The organism is Planococcus sp. TJ-302 (assembly GCF_058268455.1).
In genome coordinates this window covers 560391-577773 of sequence record NZ_JBZDOI010000001.1, presented here as the reverse complement: position 1 = coordinate 577773, position 17383 = coordinate 560391, and the positions used below count along the sequence as shown (strand labels likewise).

Genomic DNA, 17383 nt, shown 5'->3' with positions numbered 1-17383 from the left:
GTCATTCAAAAGATGCTTCATTGATTGAAGTTCCTTCCGGAGGCAATAAATGATGCGCCAACAGCAAGTCATTCCGCTTCCATAAGTACGCCGCGGAATACTTGCCGGTCATCGACCCATCTTTCAGCAGCAGCAAGGAATCAGCGACCGCCAAAGCGAATGTCATGTCGTGCGTGACGATTAAAAATGCTGTCCCTTCTGCAGCCCGCTGCCGGATTAAATCATATAATTCCTTAAGTGACTCGGCGTCTTGTCCGGCTGTCGGTTCATCCATAAGCAGAATTTGCCGCTTGTCTGCAAGCATTGCGCCAATCGCAACACGCCGTTTTTGGCCGTGGCTCACCGAAAATGGATGCGAATCCGCGATTGCAGCGAGATTTAGCCGCTTCAACAGAAGTTTGATTTCCTGCAGCGAAGAGATTCCCGAATACGCCAATTCCTGAGTGACGCTCTGCGTCAAAAACATGAACTCGGGAGATTGAGGCACATAGCCTGCCCGGGAAATAGCCTGTAAGGTGCCTACCGGCTGGTGAATGCCGCATAATGCTTTTAAAAGCGTAGTTTTCCCGCTGCCGTTCGGACCTGCGACAACCACCACTTCGCCGAGTTTTAATGAGAATGACAGGGGGAAGAGACGTGTTTTGCCATTGATTTCTACTGCCAAATGATGAACGGAAAGTGCTTCTTCTGCCAATTTCTTATAAAGCCGCGAAGGAAATTGTAGGGCCGGGACTGCCACCGGCGGACCATCCGCGATTAACCGGCCGTCTTTGTCGAGCCTGATTTCTCGATCGAAGAAAGCTTCCCAGTTTGCCAGTCTATGTTCGACAGCAATGATTGTCAGGTGTCGATGTTGCTGTAATCCGTCGAGCCAGCGGACGAAATCGCGCGCAGTCAAAGGATCAAGATGGGATAATGGTTCGTCTAGCAAGAGCACTTCCGGATCCATGATTAACGCGCAAGCGACAGCGACACGCTGTTTCATGCCGCCGGATAAGCTATGGATTTTGGAATGTCTCCACTTGGTTAAAGACGTCAAATCTAGGATGTCCGCAATCTGCTTTTCCATGTCAGCGAAAGGAATATGAAGGTTCTCCAGCGTAAATGCCAATTCCTCTTCGACTGTCGGCATGCAGAATTGAGAGTCGGGATCCTGAAACACTGTAGCAATCCGGCGATTGATTTCTCCAGGGGCGTAATCCTCCGCATTTTCTCCGAACAACTTGATTTCTCCGCTGACGATGCCATCGCAATTGAGCGGATAAAGGCGGTTCAGCAAATACATTAACGTACTTTTGCCGCAGCCGCTCGGCCCGCAAACGACGATGCGTTCTCCCTGATGGATAACAGCTGATACATTGTTCAATACCGTTTTGCCGCAATCCGGGAAGCGGAATGACAGATCATTTAATCGAATAACTTCCTCAGGCACCCGCATCACCTTTGCTGCTGCGGGAAATTGCATAACCGCGCAGCGAACCAGTTGCGAGGAGACCATCGGCAATATATTTGCCGCCGATTCCTGCAATCACCATGCCGCTCAAGACACGCAATGTGAACATCAAAGCGACAAATGACGGATCGAGTGCTGCATACCCCGATATGAAATAGCCATAGACGAAACTGAACACAGCAGATCCTGCGCCGGCAAGCATCAATACTGCCAAGTTGAAATGCCTGTAACGCGTGACCGCAAATGCTGCTTCTGCACCAAGACCTTGAATGAGCCCTGACAAGATGAGACGTGGTCCGACCGCATTGCCAAGAAGGACTTCTATTAACGCCGCCAATGTTTCAGGCAGAACGGCAGCCCCAGGTTTGCGAATAATGTACATCGAAATGATGGATACGATAAACCAGATGCCGAACATCCATTCATACGCGATCGGTCCGATAATGCCCGCCCAAATATTGCCGAAGTGGATAAATAAGAGATAAACGATGCCAAAGACAACGCCGAACAGTGACATCAAGACGATTTCTTTCAATTTCCAATCTTTAAGCACCGCTGCCACCTCCGTGAGAAGGGCTGTTTATGCTCAAAGCGACTGTCATCACTAGGTGTGCGTTTTCGGTAGAGCGCGCATTGGTAAACGCTTCTTCGTAAAAAGCGAATACATCATGGATATCGCCATGGATGCCGCTCGCATAATGCATGGAGTCATTAAAGACGCCACGCTCTTTCGCACGTTCGACTTCCCGGTAGATGATTTCCATATAATCGGGAGTGTTCATGGGATAAAGCGCAAATTGCGAAGATACATATTGCTTCGACGTGTCGATGTTCAACAAAGCATCTTCTTTGTCCAAATAGGCGTCTCCGGCAGAATCCCCTGGGCAGCCGACAGAAAACGTGCCTGACATGGCGACATGCACGCCCTTCTTACCAGCATGGAGCGCTATCGACTTTGCCGTATTGAAGACGTGGAGCTGCCTGCCGCGGATGACGGTCGAAACATCGTCGGTGTGCATCCAGACATTTGAGGTATCGGTTTCCCGCAACGCCCCTTTGATGACTTGGATGAAATCCCCGGCCATCGGATGCAAAGAAAAGCGAAATCCGACAATCGGGCTGGTGCCGCATTGAAATGGTTCCATATAAAAAATCCTCCTTAAAAATATACACAAAAAAGGCCGCATCCGCGAAGATGCAGCCACAATTTCATGTATGAAATCCAGAAAGGATTGGGTCAGAAATGCGCCACACTTCCTCACGCAGGTCCTAACCTGATCGAGTTATAAGGGATCGAAGCTTGCGCTTGCATCTCAGCTAAAATTAAGCACCCCTAGTGCAGAAAACGGTATGCAGTTTTTTTGTGTCGGGTTTTCCCGATGGGTTCAGTTTAGCGGAAGGTTCTGAAGAAGTAAAGAGGGGATGGAAAGATTTTTTAATATATATTTGATGAGATGTATTGTTTATCATGCCAATGATTGGTATCATAAAAATACTGCAAGTTTGTTATAAATGTAAAAATTATCTTATTTATTCCTTGTCTAGTGCAATATTATTGTTATACTATAAGATTTTTATATTTTTTTATTAATGAACCCCTACATTTTAGAGTGTTTTATTTATTGGGAGGAAGAACATGCGATATCGTGATATAAGTCTGGATGAACTAGAAGAAATTGAACAAGAGCTGCATTTGAGCGAAGAAAGCAGAAAAGGGTTGTTGAATTACACGAAAATCGAGATTTATGATGCGATGCATACGCATTTGTCGATTCTTAGCAAAGACGATAACGACTACCTCGATTATTATACATATATAAAGAAAAAATTGGTGTGTTATTTGCTGCGCTATAGTTCCAGCGTCCATGGAAGCACCACACAAGAACGTGTAAAAGCTGAAAAAGTTTTGAAAAGAGTGCAAAGCTACGATCGGAAAAATCCGATTGTTTCTTATAGATTAGGCTGCCTGGCTTATCTGCAAAAAAAATTCAGCGAATCTATCGGCCATTTCCAGAAGGCGTTGGATTTTCAGAAGAGTTACAGCGATGGGGCGTTCTTGCTCAGCACGGAACAAATTAATCGAGTGGTCTTGTACTTGTCGAATTGCTCGCTGCATACTGCATGCCAGACCTTGGTCATCGGTTCAGAGAATGGGCAGAACGAAGGATCGGGCAATCCGATTTTTGCCGATTTTTTCACTCAACTCAGCTATAACGAAGGCATATTGAAATCCCAAGCGTACCGCATGACGACATTGGACGGCACCGAATATTGTTCAATCGATGAATGCATAGAGACGTGCAGCTCAGCGCCTAAAGATACCCTAATGCTATTTTTTGGAGATACAGGAACAGAGCTCCACTTTAACGGCATCAAGGAGGCATTGGCTGCGCCTCAAGCACATGTATTGCGCCATCTGCTGTTGAATGCGCACCAGCTGAAAGCAGTAACCCCAGTATGCTTGAAAGACTATTTCCTGGATAGCCATGTTATCGGAGGAGCATCGAAGCATGCGCTGGAACCGGTGATGGAAAACTTGAATACATTATTAACTGAACTTGAAACACAAATCACGATCAACGAAACAAACGGCGGGTATCAATTGGACGGTTCATTCGAGTACATCTTGATGGACCGGGCTGATGAACATCTAGCGGATTAATGAATAATAGCAAAGCTGCTCCAAAGGCCATTAAATGGCCTTTGGAGCAGCTTTTTTCTTTGGCGAAGTGAAGAATTTCCGGCAAATGGAAGGCTCCAAGAATGCTGAATGCGATATTGCTTCGGGTTCCGAATAAAACACGCAAAAAGAGCTATGTTATTAATTTACAATAGATACATACTACCTATTCCAAATATACTGAATTATTTATACAATTTACCAGTACCATAAAACGTTTAGGGGGTCGAACAATGTTAAAAGTCTTGTCTACATCAGCTTTAACACTTGCTTTAGTCGGCGGCGCAGTTTTTGCTGGAGTGAATTCCAATGGCTCAACTGCCGAAGGGGTCAGCCACCAAAGTGAACTGAGCTTAGCCCATCATGTCGGAGCTTCTCCAGAACTGTCTGAAAAAGCTAAAGAGCTTGGCATTGATCTGTCAAAAGCAGATCCAGCAGAAAAGTTAGTGAACAAAGGGGAGAAGTTCCAAGCACCCGGCGACAACCACGTTGCTTATAACCAAACAGAAGGTGACGTACCAGTTCTTGTGCTTCTGGCGAAATATAAGGAAGGCGATGAGCCGATCGGTGATATGCCGGGGCAAGTGCCTGCAGGTTATTACGAAGATTTGATATTCGGTGATGAATACAATCCGTATGAATTAGAGCAATTCAAGCAATACGCAGAATATAACGGAGTGAAAGTACCGACTGACCGGACGATGCAAAATGTCTATAAAGAGTCGAGCAACGGAAAAGTGAATCTTGTCCGCAAAGAAAATACGGATTTTGCTTGGGTAGAATTGCCAAAAGGAGCTTCTTATTATTTGGATCAAGAAGGGACGTATGCTGAAAACGGCAAGTACGTTCTGGGCAACGCAAATGGCGATGCGCATACGGGTGAATTTGTCCGTGATTTATTGGCAGCGGCTGACAGCGAAATTGACTTTTCTAAATACGCAGTGGATGGTGAAGTGCCAAACATTTTCGTGGTCCATGAAGGCACAGGTGCTGAATTCAGCAGTGACCCGGCACAGTTCTGGTCGCATAAATGGAGCTTGCTGAGCGCGCTGTACTATGGCAAATACTATGAAACTGGGAAGCCGGCAGATGTCTATGCAGGCATGGACCAAGGGGCCTGGATCGATAAAACCGTCAAAGAAGATATGACGTATGACGGAGTGCTTGTAGACAACTATAACATCCAGCCTGGAATCGGAGGCAACGTGGCGGGCTATGACGCCGCTACAGACTCATACGACAGCAAACTTGCAACTGGGCCATTCCCGGCACAGCCAGGGGTTTACGCCCATGAATTTGGCCATGCTCTCGGATTGCCGGATTTCTATGATACTGTCTACTCATCAGAAGGTGTAGGCAATTACTCCATGATGGCGGGTGGATCATGGATGCGCTATCCAAATGCGGCAGCTTATTCAGGAAATTCACCGACGCTATTTGACCCGTTCTCTAAAGTTTTCCTTGGCTGGGCAGATCCAGTAGAGGTAGCGCCAGGCGCCGCACAGACGATTACGTTGCCGCCGATCAACGAAGCAGCATCTGACAACGGCATCGTCAAAATGGAAGTTCCGGGTTCAAATGGAACCGAATACTTCTTATTCGAAAACGTGCAGCAAAAAGGATTTAACCAAGGTTTGATCCGCCAAGGCGAAGATGCACATGGATTGTTGGCATGGCATGTTGATGAAAATGTCATCAATCTTTACCAAACTGCCGGATTCCGCCCGAACAATGTAGAAAACTGGATGAACAAGCGCTATCAGTACAACCAGTTCCAAATAGCTGCTGACGGTACAAAAGTGACCCATTATGGATTGTCCGTCCTGCAAGCGGATGGCAAATACGATTTGGAAAAGAACGAAAACCGTGGAGATGCTGCCGACTTCTTTAAAACAGGCGATGAAATCACACCTGTTTCAAGCAATGTCCATTCGGGATCGTATTATTTCTGGAAAGGCAATAATGCTACACCTGCTGATTCAGGAATTCACGTAACCGATATCGCCGAAAACAGCGATGGGTCGATTACAGCGAAATTCTTTTACAATGTAAACTCAAACAAAAAATAACACCCAATAACTGAAAGCCGCGGCTCCTGAATTTACCGGAGCCGCAATTTTTTTTGCAAAAAAAAACCGCCCCGAAGGACGTTTGGAAGATTACCTGCTGCGCAATTTTGACAGCAAGCGCAGAATTTCAAGGTACAGCCAAATCAAGGTAACCAGCAAACCGAATGCGCCGTACCATTCATAATATTTCGGCACTCCTTTATTGGCTGCAGTCTCGATAAAGTCGAAATCCAGCACCAGATTCAATGCAGCGATAATGACGATGACCACGCTGATGGCAATGCCAAGAGGCGTCGCTTCGTGCAAATGGGGAATTTCAAAACCGAAAAACCCTCCGATAAATGAGATAAGGTAGACGATGAAAATGCCGCCCGTAGCTGCGACAACGCCCAGCCGGAAATTTTGGGTCACTTTGATGAACCCCGACTTATAAGCGAGCAATAAACTCAACAACACACCGATGGTCAATAGCACCGCTTGGAAGACGATGCCGCCGTATTGGACTTCGTATTGGGCCGATATCGCCCCGACAAATAGCCCTTCCAGCAACGCGTATAAAGGGGCTGTATACGGCGCTACTTTTGGTACAAAGATAGTGACCAAAGCGACAATAAGGCCGCCGATAGCGCCGACAAGCATCAATAGCACTGCGCTTTCCGGATTGCTTAGGAACAAGTTCCAGGAAAAGACGAAAGTGGCCAGCAGCAATAACAGTAAAATCAATGTTCTGTTGACCGTGCCTTGAATGGTCATTGTCCCCCCGGTGCCGACACCACTATGTTTCGTAAACGATTCATTTTTTAAACTCGGATTTCCGCTTCTCATAAATCTCACCTCTTCTAATAGTTAACACGTATACAAGTATATCCTTTATTTTCTTATGGGACAAAATATACCGGAATAGAATCTCAACTTAGGTATAAAACTGCAAGAAGCGTACAAGGATCGGGCAGAAATAAAAGAATTGAGTTAAACTAGAAAAAGCTAGGTAAACAAGAGAATCAAGAATCACTGGGGGGCCATTATGAACAGCTTTATCGTCATGCAGGGAGAAACGTATCATGAAGAACGGAACGGTGGAATCCTCTGGACGCCGCGCATCGATAAGTCCGGGATGGTGCCGCATTCTTGGAAAAGGATGCAGGAATTGAAAGAGAGAGATCATGTTTTCCATTACGTAAAAGGGCATATCGTTGCGATCAGCCTAATTACCCAAGGCTGCAAAAACGGCATAATCCCCGGGGGGACAGAAGAAGCTTTCATTGCGGAAGCAGTCTACCACGAATTGGATTTTCCGCTCGCTATCCGAGAAAATTTCGATGCAATCCAGCCTTTGTTGCCATTGAAATATTCGCCTTTCCAGGAAGATGCGAGCGGCAATTCAGGCTATTTATATCCATGCAACGAAGAACTCGCCATGAAGCTGCTGGAGTTTATCACCAGCCTGAATTTCTTTGCACCCGAAGAAGAACAGCTTGAATTGGCGATTGAAGTAGTGAAAAAATCCACGCATAATCCACTGATGACCATGATTTCAGAAATGGAAATGGAAATAAAGGAAAAAGTGCGGCGCAGCAAAAAGCAATTCAGCAGGAGCCTTTTGCAATTATGGCATAATGAATGCCCTCTCTGCGGAATCGCCATCGATGCAGCATTGACCGCGAGCTACGCCAAACCATGGAAAGACAGCACCGATGCTGAAAGGCTGGATCCACATAACGGCATCCTTTTGTGCGCAAACCATGCCGCTTTGTTCACATCGGGGCTGATCGCTTTTACAGGGGGAGGGCAGCTGCATATTGCCAGCCGCATCCCGGAAGAGCAATACGCGGTCTATGGGCTCAACAAAACGATGAAAGTGCCTGCGACCCTTGAGCACGTGCCTTATTTCCGTTGGCATAAACGGAATATCTACATCGAACCGAAAAAGCTTAAACTGGCGAAAACATTGGATGTGCGCTCTGTGTAACAGAATACGAAAAGGTGGTTACTGCTAAGCTGCTCCGCTTTAAGCAGCATATTCCAAATTAGACGGCCACATAAAACCTTTTAACAGGCCTGACAATAAACAAATAAAACCCGTAAGAGCACCTGTAATCAAGGTGCTCTTAAATTTGTCGGAAAATTTTTCTATAAGGAAATGGGTATTTTTGGTATGATGAAAAAAGGATCGAAAATCCAAGTGCTGCAGAATTTGCCATCTGAAAAGAAGGAGTGGCTGAATGGAATTTGAAATTGGAGACGGCACTTTGATGCTGCCATCTTTGGACATTATAATCATCGCAATAATTACGATTTTCTTATTAATGCGGTGGAGCAAAGGGTTAGAAACAAGGCGCTTTACCATTTTCATTTATTTTCTAATAAGCACTTATATTATTCCGATTTATTCTCGCAGTTCACATGAAGGGGAATTCCAGCTTTGGTTTCCGTTAGGATTTGTGGTGGTTTTCTTTTATTTGTTTCGCAGCGAAAAATACCACCCGTCTAAAATGAAAGCGAGTGTTTTAGGGCTGGGTATCGCGCTGTATCGGATCGTTCTTCATTTTATAGGCTAGATTAATCGATCTTAGAGTTCTTTTTATAAGCCGAAGAGGAGTGGTGGATGTGGCACTTTACAACAACTTTGGGAATTTCTTTTGAGTTTGCTGATTTGGTGGGGATCCTTTTCTTGTTTCAACGAATCTCTAATCGCTCTCTTGAAGGAAATTCTTTGAAAAAAGATATTGCTGTCACCTTTGTCCAAAGTCTGATTCTGCTTTTCATCTTGAATGCTTTGCGGATTTAAACGGATTTGTATTAGATGAAATTTACCTTTCTGCTTCTGCATGAAAATTGCTGGCGGTGCTAATTGTAAAAAAAATAAGTGTTTTCAGCTTAGGGGAACAATTTTTCAATCAAAAAGCCCAATGATTTTAGCTTCCTATAGACCCTTAAAAAATAAGTTCCTTCTATATAATAGAAAATCCATAAAAAGAGCTGCCGAGAAATTCTCGGCAGCTCTTTTCGTCTATATTATTTATTGCCTAAACTTTTTCCCATGCCTTTCAGGAAATTCAAGCCGAATTTGATCGAACGATTGATGTCGGGATCTTTCAACGATTTCATCAACTGGAAAATACCGACTTTCTTTTCGCTTGTGCGTTCCGCTTCGGCTTCTTTCAAGCCGACTGCGACGCTTGCGGCGAGTTTCTCGGTCGTAGCGGGATCGATGGCCGTAAGTGCGCCAGCTGCACTCATCATATTATTGATGAGGTTGGTGACGGGTTCACGCGTAGCTTGGTGCACGACGATTTCAGTGATGCCTTCTTTTGCTTTGACCATTGCCAGTGCAGCGTCAAGGATGCCGGCGTCATTCAAGTCACCGGTGATTTGCAGCAATTTATTCAATGCCTGGTCTTGTTCTGCAAGCAGGGACTCAAGCTCTTTTAGCTTGTTGTGCCGAATTTCATCTGGGCTCAACTGTTTTTTCTTCAAGTGAGTGATCGGACTCGCCATAGGACATCACCTTTCTACTTTTTGATCGGTCAAATGCACATAGCCTTCACGCGCCCATTTCCGTGCAACTTCGATGCCGGACTGGGGATTGCGTTTTTTGTCGCGCGGGTTAGAGCGCGGCAATGGCCGTTTGCCGTGTTCTTTCAAGACTTCCATGCGAACTTTGGTCTGCTTGTATGCAGGGGTATTTGTCCGTTGATCGACAGCGGGACCTGTCAGGAAGTTGATCGCTGTCTCTTTCTTGACCGAGTTCATCGGCAGGAACAATTCGTTGCCTTTGACGCGGGCAGTAACGATCACGGGCAGTTTCAGCGCGCCGTATGGCGAAACCAGACGGACCGTCGAACCATCTTCCAGTCCACGTTCAGCCGCCAGTTCAGGCGACACTTCGACAAAGGTTTCAGGCAGTTTCGACTGAATACCTGAAGATTTATTGGTCATATTGCCTTCATGGAAATGTTCCAGGAGGCGTCCGTTATTGATGTGCAAATCATATTCCTCCGGGAAGACAACCGGCTCAACCCAGTCAGACAAAGCGAAACGCGCTTTTTTGTCAGGGAAGTTGAAGCCATCCACATACAGGAGGGGAGTGCTCGAGCCATCCAGGCTGCCCCATAGGAAGCTGTTCCAGCCTTCCATCGAAGCATAATCCGCTTGGCTGAACAACGGTGATAAGCTGGCCATTTCAGCGAAGATCTCGCTAGGATGGCTGTAATTCCATCCAGCGCCTAGGCGATTCGCGATTTCCTGGACAATCCACCAGTCTGCTTTCGACTCGCCAAGCTCAGGCAATGCTTGGTAAAGGCGCTGAACGCGTCTTTCGGTGTTCGTGAATGTGCCTTCTTTTTCCAAGGACGGAGAGGCAGGCAATATAACATCCGCATATTGAGCTGTACGAGAGAAGAAAATATCCTGGACCACGAAGAAATCAAGTTTTGATAGTACTTCGTCGACATGGTTGGCGTTTGAATCAACAAGCGCCATATCTTCGCCGACAACGTACATGGCTTTCATGATGCCTTCATCGACAGCCTGCAGCATTTGGATGTTGTCCATACCGGGTTTGTCATCGATTTTGACGCCGTATGCCGTCTCGAATTTCAAGCGGGCGTTGTCGTCGGTAACGTGCTGGTAGCCAGGAAGCCAGCCGGGCAGTGAGCCCATATCGCAGGCGCCTTGTACGTTATTGTGGCCGCGGAGCGGATATGCACCGGCACCCGGGCGGCGGTAATTGCCTGTCGCGAGCAATAAATTGGAAATGGCAGCGGACGTATCCGAGCCGCCGGTGTTTTGTGTAACACCCATCCCCCAAAGGATGCATGTGCCGTCAGCGTCGCGGACCAATTCAGCAATATTGATCAATTGTTCTCTTGAAATGCCGGTCTGCTGTTCAGCGTATTCCAATGTGTATTGGTTCAGCACTTCGGTAAACTCGCCGAAATGATTGACGTTTTCATCAATAAAGCGCTGATCGTGCCAGCCGTTGTCGATCATATATTTCGTGACGGCCATCAGCCAAACCTGATCCGTCCCTTGTTTAGGGGTGATGAAGATATCCGAGCGTTCAGCCATTTCGTTTTTGCGCATATCCGCCACGACCAATTTCTGTTCGTGCAATTTATGCGCCCGCTTGACGCGGGTAGCGAGGACAGGATGGCCTTCAGCAGGGTTTGCGCCAACGATGATGACAAGGCCGGCCTTTGCAATATCTTTGATCGTACCGGCGTCGCCGCCCATGCCGACGGTGCGGAATAATCCGTCGGTTGCAGGAGACTGGCAATAACGGGAGCAATTGTCCACGTTATTCGATTCGAACACTTGGCGCGTCAATTTCTGGATGACGTAATTGTCTTCATTGGTGATTTTCGAAGAAGAAATCACGCCGATTGCGTCTTTGCCATGACTTTCTCTGATGCCTTTGAATTTTGAAGCAACAAGATCCAATGCTTCTTCCCAAGTGGCTTCAACAAACTCATCGCCTTTGCGGATCATTGGTGTTGTGATGCGTTCTTCGCTATTGACGAAGTCCCAGCCGAATTTGCCTTTTACGCAAGTGGAAATCTGGTTTGCAGGTGCTTCCGATACAGGCTGGATTTTAAGGATTTTACGGTCTTTTGTCCATACTTCAAACGAACAGCCGACGCCGCAGAACGTACAAACGGTTTTCGTTTTTTTCGTGCGTGTTTCACGCATTGTCGCTTCTGCGTCGGAAATTGCCAAAATGCCGCTGTATCCAGGCTCAACATCTTTGACCAAATCAATCAACGGCGTCATGATGGGTTCCGGGATTGCTGTCATAAAGCCGGCTTCTCCAAGCATTGATGTTTCCATCAACGCGTTGCACGGGCAAGCCGTGACGCATTGGCCGCAGCTGACACAAGAAGAATCGTTGATTTTTGCGCCGCCGTCCCAAAGGACGATCGGACGGTCGCGTTCCCAATCCATTGTCAAAGTTTCGTTGACTTGGAGATTCTGGCACACTTCAACGCATTGCCCACAGGCGATGCATTGGTTCGGGTCGTAGCGGTAGAATGGGTTGGTCAAATCGACTTCGTCAACCGAACATTTCGGTTCGAACGGGTATTTCTGGTGCTCAATTTCCATCATGTCGACGGTGTTATGTACTTTGCAGTTTCCGTTATTGTTGTCGCATACCGTACAATAAAGCAGGTGGTTTTCCAAAATACGGTCCATCGCTTCGGTCTGCGCTTCTTTCGCACGCGGGGAAGCGAGCTGGACGTCCATGCCTGCAAATGCTTTTGTTGAACAAGCGCGCTTCAGCTCGCCGTCCACTTCCATGATGCACGTATCGCAAGTTTCAATTGGATCGACTTCCGGCATATAGCAAATTTGCGGATGCAATATTTTCTGTTCGTTGATCACTTGCAAAATAGTCTGGCCATCTTTAAATTCATAAGACGCGCCATTGATGTTGATTGACATGCAAATACCTCCTTTTAGGGTTGTAAATTAATTTCGATATTCAGCAAAACAGCTGCGTAGGCATTGACCCAAGCATTGGAACAATGCCTTTGCGACGAGCTTGCGCAGGAGCAATTATTTATGCTCTGCCCAAAACTAACGGATCGTTGTAAATACATCTGAAATTTTAACTTGAATAAAAACAGGGGAAAAATAGATAAAAAAATCCCACTATGAAAAATACACCTTGACAAGTGCACATGATTCATAGTGGAATAGTGTCTTAACAGGACTTGCTAAAAGACCAATCCAATATTCTAATGGGATGAAAGCGCTGCCGCATTTTAAATACGGCGATGCCTACGTATGCTATTATTATAAACAATATAATATCCTTACACAATCTATTTATCAAAAACTTACAAATATTCATTTCTTGAAGGAGAAAAAGATCATCATGTCCAAACAAATCCATGAATTTAACGATATCATCCGCAAACTGCGGAAAAATCTTTTTGGCAAAGGGCCGGAACGCATCCATACGGTTTTCATCAACGATATGGCCATTTCAACGCTTTACGGAAACTTGAGCCCATCGGAAGAATTTATTGCGCGGACGGCTGAGGGCAGGGAAATGGTCCATGCAGCCCGCACACGGATGATCCAAACCGTGTACGCCGAAGCTGCACCAGAAGGCATGGAAGAATTGGTCGGTGCAAAATTTCTTCACCTTTTCTCCGACATCAAAGTAGAAGATGATATCGCCGTATCGGTTTTTCTTTTCGACCGCCCGATTGATCAGAATACTGGAACAGGAGGAAAACCAGATGGCGCAAGATAAAACACGCACCATCCGCCGCTATGAGCGGGGAAAGTTTACTGAAAAAGAAGACCGGGTTGTAGTCGAACAGCCGTTGACAATCAAGATCAATGGCAAGGAATTCATCACGATCGTCTGTTCACCGGAATATGTGGAAGAGATGGCCATCGGATTCTTGGCATCTGAAAAAATCATTCCGAATTACAAAGATATCGAAGAAATTCGGGTCGATGAAAAAAGCGGAACGGTCCATATTACAGCAGCTAAAGTTTATCCGTTTTTTGAGCAGCTGCAAAACAAACGCTTTATCAGTTCCTGCTGTGGCATGAGCCGCCAAGGGTTCGTGTTTGCGCACGATGCGATGATTGCGAAAAAAATGGACAGCACACGCGTAACATTGACGCCGGAAAATTGTTTCAACCTGATGGAGCAACTGGCAGACTCCGCTGAAATGTTCAAAAAAACGGGCGGCGTTCACAATGCTGCGCTTTGCGATGCGGATGGCATCATCGTGTCGCGCATGGACATCGGCCGGCATAACGCTCTTGATAAAATTTACGGCTACTGCTTGATGAACAACATCAGCGTTGCAAACAAAGTCATCGTTTTCAGCGGGCGCATTTCTTCTGAAATTTTGCTGAAAGTCGCAAAAATCGGCTGCGAAATTGTACTTTCAAAATCAGCCCCAACAGAACTCGCGCTGGCACTTGCAGAAGAATTGGGTATCACGACAGTCGGTTTTATCCGCGGACAGTCATTTAATGTCTACACAAATCCGCAGCGCATCATCGGTGCATAGCAGCTTTTTGCAAAAAAGAAAAAATAGTGACAAACAAAAAGCGCGGTGATATGATTCTAAACGTCTTAATATTTCGAAATCGAACACCGCGCAAATTTTTGGATTATTTTGGAATACAATATTTTTGGGTATAAAAAGTAAGCGTTTCCGAAAACCGATGAATTAGACATTCTAAGTTCATTTTACATAAGCATAAATAAGATTTTAGGAGGCAAGCGCAAGATGAAAAAGAAACCGAAAAACAGGTGGCTCATTGCCTTATCGGCAGTCGGCATCCATATTTCCATCGGATCTGTTTACGCATGGAGCAATTTCACCAATCCGTTGATCGATCAATTCGGCTGGACCACAAGCCAAGTGCAGCTCACATTCAGCATCGCCATTTTATTTTTAGGCTTATCCGCTGCATTTTTCGGCAGTTTTGTAGAAAAATACGGCCCGCGCAAAGCTGGGCTGGTAGCTGCCATCTTTTTCGGAACGGGCATTATCGGTTCTGGATTTGCGGTAGGATTATCCTCCTTGCCGCTGCTGTACGTCTTTTACGGCGCACTCGGGGGCATTGGACTCGGCATCGGCTATATTGCACCGGTTTCGACTTTGGTTAAATGGTTCCCGGACCGCCGCGGGCTGGCAACCGGACTTGCCATTATGGGCTTTGGCTTTGCCGCTGCAATCAGCAGCCCGATCATGGAAATGCTGATTACCTCAGTCGGCATTGAAAATACGTTTTACATTCTAGGGGCATCTTATCTGACGATCATGGTACTGTCTTCTTTATATCTTGAAAAACCTCAGGAAGGCTGGATGCCTGAAGGATATCAAGAAAAACTGGATACCGGAAAAGTTCAGCGTAAAATGGATTTGGCCCAATTGACAGCGAACGAAGCCGTAAAAACAAAGCGCTTCTACTACCTGTGGTTTATGCTGTTCATCAACGTTACGTGCGGCATTGCCATCCTGTCAGCAGCGAAACCGCTTGCCATCGACAGCATCGGCATGACGACCGTTCAAGCAGCTGCATTGGTCGGTGTGCTTGGAATATTCAACGGACTGGGCCGCTTAGGCTGGGCGACGATTTCCGATTACATCGGGCGTCCGAACACCTATACCGCATTCTTCGTCATTCAAATCGCGTTGTTTGCATTATTGCCATTTACGTCCAACGCTTTGCTGTTCCAAGTGATGCTGGCAATTGTCTACACATGCTACGGCGGCGGATTTGCTTCGATTCCGGCTTACATAGCGGATATTTTCGGCACGAAACAACTAGGTGCAATCCACGGTTATATTTTGACTGCTTGGGCTGCGGCTGGGCTTGCGGGACCGATGTTTGCGGCGTACATGAAAGACCAGACAGGCAGCTACGAAGGAAGCCTGCTATTTTTCGCTGGCCTCTTCGTCATCGCACTGATCATTTCGCTGGTTATCCGAGTGGATATTAATAGAATCCGTTCGATTAATAAAAAAACTTCTGTCAAACCCGTCAACAAAGTGGTTAGTGAGTAATTTCCGAAAAGCAATCGGCCGTGGAATCTTCGGATTTCGCGGCCGATTTTTATTGTTCTATCAAATTTGCTGTAAAGTTTTCTAGCTTTCTTGAATGCTATTGGCGTAGAATGGCAATATTGATAGGAAAAATTCACTTAAACCCTTTGTCGGTAGAGGAAGTGGCATTATGCGATTAAAAAATAAATTCATGCTTTTGGCTTTATCAAGTTTTTTCATGGGAGCTTGTGCTGCAGAACCTGCAGCCGAAGAAGAAACCTTGATGGTATCAGCGGCTTCAAGTTTGTCCGGGGCAATGGATAGGCTTGAAGCTGGTTTTGAACGGGACAATCCCGGAATGGACATTGTCACCAATTTAGGTTCGTCCAGCAAATTGAGGAACCAAATAGAAAACGGTGCACCTGCAGATGTTTTTTTGTCAGCGAGTGCCGAAGATATGGAGCTCTTAGTGGAAGACGATTTAGCGGACGCAAGGAGCGTTACACCGTTTGCCGGAAATAATTTGGTACTGGCCACGTCTACTGAAATTGGTGAAGAGGCAGAGGTGCAATCAATTTTATCATCGATAGACGGTACATTTGCCATTGCGGAACCTGTCAGCGTTCCGCTCGGCGGCTACACAAAAAAAGCCTTGGAAGCAATTGGAATGTGGCAGCCGTTGGAAGGGCAGTTGATTTATGCTAAAGATGCTCGCCAAGTCGTGACTTACCTGGAAAGCGGCAATGCAAAAGCTGGAATCATTTATGCATCTGATGCAGCATTGTCGGTAGCCGTAGACAACATGGATAAAATGCCGCTTGAAAGTGCGGAAATCAGATACCCCGCCGCTATCCTTTCAAATTCCGAGAACCCGGATGATGCCGGAAAGTTTCTGACTTATCTTTTGTCCGAAGAAGGGCAGGCTATCATTGAGGACTTCGGCTTCTTGACGGCTGAAAGGCTGCAGCCATGATGCCATATGATTTGTCTCCGTTATTTTTATCGGTGAAAGTGGCTTCCATTTCAACCATTTGTGTATTTATCGTCAGCGTTGCATTGGCACGGTTGATGGCCAGGAAGGATTTTTTTGGTAAAAGTATAGTGGATGCATTAATCCTCTTGCCGCTGGTGTTGCCGCCGACGGTCATCGGTTTTGCGCTCATCGTCTTATTTGGCGTAAACGGGCCGCTTGGTATTCTCCTTGAAAATCTTTTCGGCTTTCGGGTGGTTTTTACATGGATCGGTGCAGCCATTGCTTCGTTTGTGGTATCGTTGCCGCTCATGTATCAAAGCGCGCTCGCCGCATTTGAAAAAGTGGATCCGCGATGGGAAAATGTCGGCCGAACGATGGGTGTTTCGGAATGGCGGATTTTCCGGACGGTCACATTCCCGCTGGCATGGCCGGGTATTCTGGCAGGCGTGATTTTGGCATTTGCACGGGCCATAGGCGAGTTCGGAGCTACGCTGATGATCGCCGGCTACATACCGGGTCTGACTGAAACCATACCATTGGCCATTTATTTCGCCTATGAAGCGGGGCAGATGGACAAAGCCGTTTTCTGGGTTGTCATCATTTCAGCGCTTGGCGTCGCGGCGATCAGCTGGATCAATTATTGGCGCAAAAAAAATGCCATCCGTATCGGAAGGGAATGACGTT

At 46.4% G+C, this 17383-nt stretch carries 16 protein-coding genes and 1 riboswitch; of the genes, 10 read left to right on the top strand and 6 right to left on the bottom strand.

The window, feature by feature from the left end; all coding sequences use genetic code 11:
• Position 1: 1 nt before the first annotated feature.
• From AC4EHB_RS02965 to AC4EHB_RS02955, 3 genes are read right to left on the bottom strand one after another with little or no spacing between them, the layout of a single operon-like run.
• A complete protein-coding gene (locus AC4EHB_RS02965; protein WP_490980628.1) occupies positions 2-1438 on the bottom strand; it encodes an ABC transporter ATP-binding protein in 1437 nt (478 codons plus the stop codon).
• Complete coding sequence (locus AC4EHB_RS02960) at positions 1425-2006, bottom strand: ECF transporter S component (RefSeq protein ID WP_490974107.1); 582 nt, start codon at positions 2004-2006, stop codon at positions 1425-1427. Before AC4EHB_RS02960 ends, AC4EHB_RS02965 begins: the two co-directional genes overlap by 14 nt.
• Positions 1999-2598, bottom strand: a complete 600-nt coding sequence (locus tag AC4EHB_RS02955) for a YkoF family thiamine/hydroxymethylpyrimidine-binding protein (RefSeq protein ID WP_490980627.1) — start codon at positions 2596-2598, stop codon at positions 1999-2001. Before AC4EHB_RS02955 ends, AC4EHB_RS02960 begins: the two co-directional genes overlap by 8 nt.
• 93 nt (positions 2599-2691) lie before the next feature.
• A riboswitch (TPP riboswitch) is annotated at positions 2692-2798 on the bottom strand.
• Between the two features lie 291 nt (positions 2799-3089).
• Between AC4EHB_RS02955 and AC4EHB_RS02950 the strand changes: the two genes are divergently transcribed.
• Both AC4EHB_RS02950 and AC4EHB_RS02945 read left to right on the top strand, forming a co-directional pair.
• A complete protein-coding gene (locus tag AC4EHB_RS02950; RefSeq protein WP_490974105.1) occupies positions 3090-4115 on the top strand; it encodes a hypothetical protein in 1026 nt (341 codons plus the stop codon).
• 251 nt (positions 4116-4366) lie between these two features.
• A complete protein-coding gene (locus tag AC4EHB_RS02945) occupies positions 4367-6202 on the top strand; it encodes a M6 family metalloprotease domain-containing protein (protein ID WP_490980626.1) in 1836 nt (611 codons plus the stop codon).
• Between the two features lie 90 nt (positions 6203-6292).
• On the opposite strand, the gene AC4EHB_RS02940 is transcribed toward AC4EHB_RS02945, so the two are convergent.
• Positions 6293-7027 (bottom strand): Bax inhibitor-1/YccA family protein, encoded by a 735-nt coding sequence (locus AC4EHB_RS02940; protein WP_490980625.1) that lies wholly within the window; start codon positions 7025-7027, stop codon positions 6293-6295.
• Between the two features lie 199 nt (positions 7028-7226).
• On the opposite strand from AC4EHB_RS02940, the gene AC4EHB_RS02935 reads away from it, so the two are divergent.
• The 3 genes from AC4EHB_RS02935 (at position 7227) to AC4EHB_RS02925 (ending at position 8990) form a co-directional block, all read left to right on the top strand.
• Entirely contained in the window at positions 7227-8171 is a 945-nt protein-coding gene (locus AC4EHB_RS02935) for an HNH endonuclease (RefSeq protein WP_490980624.1), read from the top strand.
• Between the two features lie 253 nt (positions 8172-8424).
• Complete coding sequence (locus AC4EHB_RS02930; RefSeq protein WP_490980623.1) at positions 8425-8760, top strand: hypothetical protein; 336 nt, start codon at positions 8425-8427, stop codon at positions 8758-8760.
• 47 nt (positions 8761-8807) lie between these two features.
• Positions 8808-8990, top strand: coding sequence for a hypothetical protein (locus AC4EHB_RS02925; RefSeq protein WP_490980622.1), 183 nt, complete (start codon positions 8808-8810; stop codon positions 8988-8990).
• A 227-nt stretch (positions 8991-9217) separates the two neighbouring features.
• Here the strand turns inward: AC4EHB_RS02925 and AC4EHB_RS02920 are convergent, their stop codons facing one another.
• Both AC4EHB_RS02920 and fdhF read right to left on the bottom strand, forming a co-directional pair.
• Entirely contained in the window at positions 9218-9700 is a 483-nt protein-coding gene (locus AC4EHB_RS02920; RefSeq protein ID WP_490974101.1) for a helical membrane plugin domain-containing protein, read from the bottom strand.
• Positions 9701-9706: 6 nt separating this feature from the next.
• Entirely contained in the window at positions 9707-12643 is a 2937-nt protein-coding gene (gene fdhF / locus AC4EHB_RS02915; protein WP_490980621.1) for a formate dehydrogenase subunit alpha, read from the bottom strand.
• Positions 12644-13079: 436 nt separating this feature from the next.
• Between fdhF and AC4EHB_RS02910 the strand changes: the two genes are divergently transcribed.
• The 5 genes from AC4EHB_RS02910 to modB all read left to right on the top strand — a co-directional run bounded on the left by AC4EHB_RS02910 (position 13080) and on the right by modB (position 17379).
• The gene (locus AC4EHB_RS02910; RefSeq protein ID WP_490974099.1) at positions 13080-13463 is read left to right on the top strand and encodes a Na-translocating system protein MpsC family protein; all 384 of its coding nucleotides are present in this window, start codon (positions 13080-13082) and stop codon (positions 13461-13463) included.
• The gene (gene fdhD / locus AC4EHB_RS02905) at positions 13450-14241 is read left to right on the top strand and encodes a formate dehydrogenase accessory sulfurtransferase FdhD (RefSeq protein WP_490980620.1); all 792 of its coding nucleotides are present in this window, start codon (positions 13450-13452) and stop codon (positions 14239-14241) included. The genes AC4EHB_RS02910 and fdhD overlap by 14 nt, the downstream gene beginning before the upstream one ends.
• Positions 14242-14463: 222 nt before the next feature.
• Positions 14464-15747 carry an L-lactate MFS transporter gene (locus AC4EHB_RS02900; protein ID WP_490980619.1) on the top strand — a complete coding sequence of 428 codons (1284 nt, stop codon included), beginning with the start codon at positions 14464-14466 and terminating at the stop codon, positions 15745-15747.
• A gap of 169 nt (positions 15748-15916) precedes the next feature.
• Complete coding sequence (modA, locus tag AC4EHB_RS02895; RefSeq protein ID WP_490980618.1) at positions 15917-16699, top strand: molybdate ABC transporter substrate-binding protein; 783 nt, start codon at positions 15917-15919, stop codon at positions 16697-16699.
• Positions 16696-17379 (top strand): molybdate ABC transporter permease subunit, encoded by a 684-nt coding sequence (modB, locus tag AC4EHB_RS02890; protein WP_490974095.1) that lies wholly within the window; start codon positions 16696-16698, stop codon positions 17377-17379. The genes modA and modB overlap by 4 nt, the downstream gene beginning before the upstream one ends.
• Positions 17380-17383: the final 4 nt, after the last annotated feature.

What these genes read in the sequence shown, in the direction of transcription:
- AC4EHB_RS02945 (WP_490980626.1), top strand. Translation starts at nt 4,367, where the DNA reads ATGTTAAAAGTCTTGTCTACATCAGCTTTAACACTTGCTTTAGTCGGC.
- AC4EHB_RS02965 (WP_490980628.1), bottom strand. Translation starts at nt 1,438, where the DNA reads ATGCGGGTGCCTGAGGAAGTTATTCGATTAAATGATCTGTCATTCCGC.
- AC4EHB_RS02900 (WP_490980619.1), top strand. Translation starts at nt 14,464, where the DNA reads ATGAAAAAGAAACCGAAAAACAGGTGGCTCATTGCCTTATCGGCAGTC.
- AC4EHB_RS02910 (WP_490974099.1), top strand. Translation starts at nt 13,080, where the DNA reads ATGTCCAAACAAATCCATGAATTTAACGATATCATCCGCAAACTGCGG.
- fdhD (WP_490980620.1), top strand. Translation starts at nt 13,450, where the DNA reads ATGGCGCAAGATAAAACACGCACCATCCGCCGCTATGAGCGGGGAAAG.
- AC4EHB_RS02920 (WP_490974101.1), bottom strand. Translation starts at nt 9,700, where the DNA reads ATGGCGAGTCCGATCACTCACTTGAAGAAAAAACAGTTGAGCCCAGAT.
- AC4EHB_RS02950 (WP_490974105.1), top strand. Translation starts at nt 3,090, where the DNA reads ATGCGATATCGTGATATAAGTCTGGATGAACTAGAAGAAATTGAACAA.
- modB (WP_490974095.1), top strand. Translation starts at nt 16,696, where the DNA reads ATGATGCCATATGATTTGTCTCCGTTATTTTTATCGGTGAAAGTGGCT.
- AC4EHB_RS02940 (WP_490980625.1), bottom strand. Translation starts at nt 7,027, where the DNA reads ATGAGAAGCGGAAATCCGAGTTTAAAAAATGAATCGTTTACGAAACAT.
- AC4EHB_RS02935 (WP_490980624.1), top strand. Translation starts at nt 7,227, where the DNA reads ATGAACAGCTTTATCGTCATGCAGGGAGAAACGTATCATGAAGAACGG.
- fdhF (WP_490980621.1), bottom strand. Translation starts at nt 12,643, where the DNA reads ATGTCAATCAACATCAATGGCGCGTCTTATGAATTTAAAGATGGCCAG.
- AC4EHB_RS02930 (WP_490980623.1), top strand. Translation starts at nt 8,425, where the DNA reads ATGGAATTTGAAATTGGAGACGGCACTTTGATGCTGCCATCTTTGGAC.
- AC4EHB_RS02925 (WP_490980622.1), top strand. Translation starts at nt 8,808, where the DNA reads ATGTGGCACTTTACAACAACTTTGGGAATTTCTTTTGAGTTTGCTGAT.
- modA (WP_490980618.1), top strand. Translation starts at nt 15,917, where the DNA reads ATGCGATTAAAAAATAAATTCATGCTTTTGGCTTTATCAAGTTTTTTC.
- AC4EHB_RS02955 (WP_490980627.1), bottom strand. Translation starts at nt 2,598, where the DNA reads ATGGAACCATTTCAATGCGGCACCAGCCCGATTGTCGGATTTCGCTTT.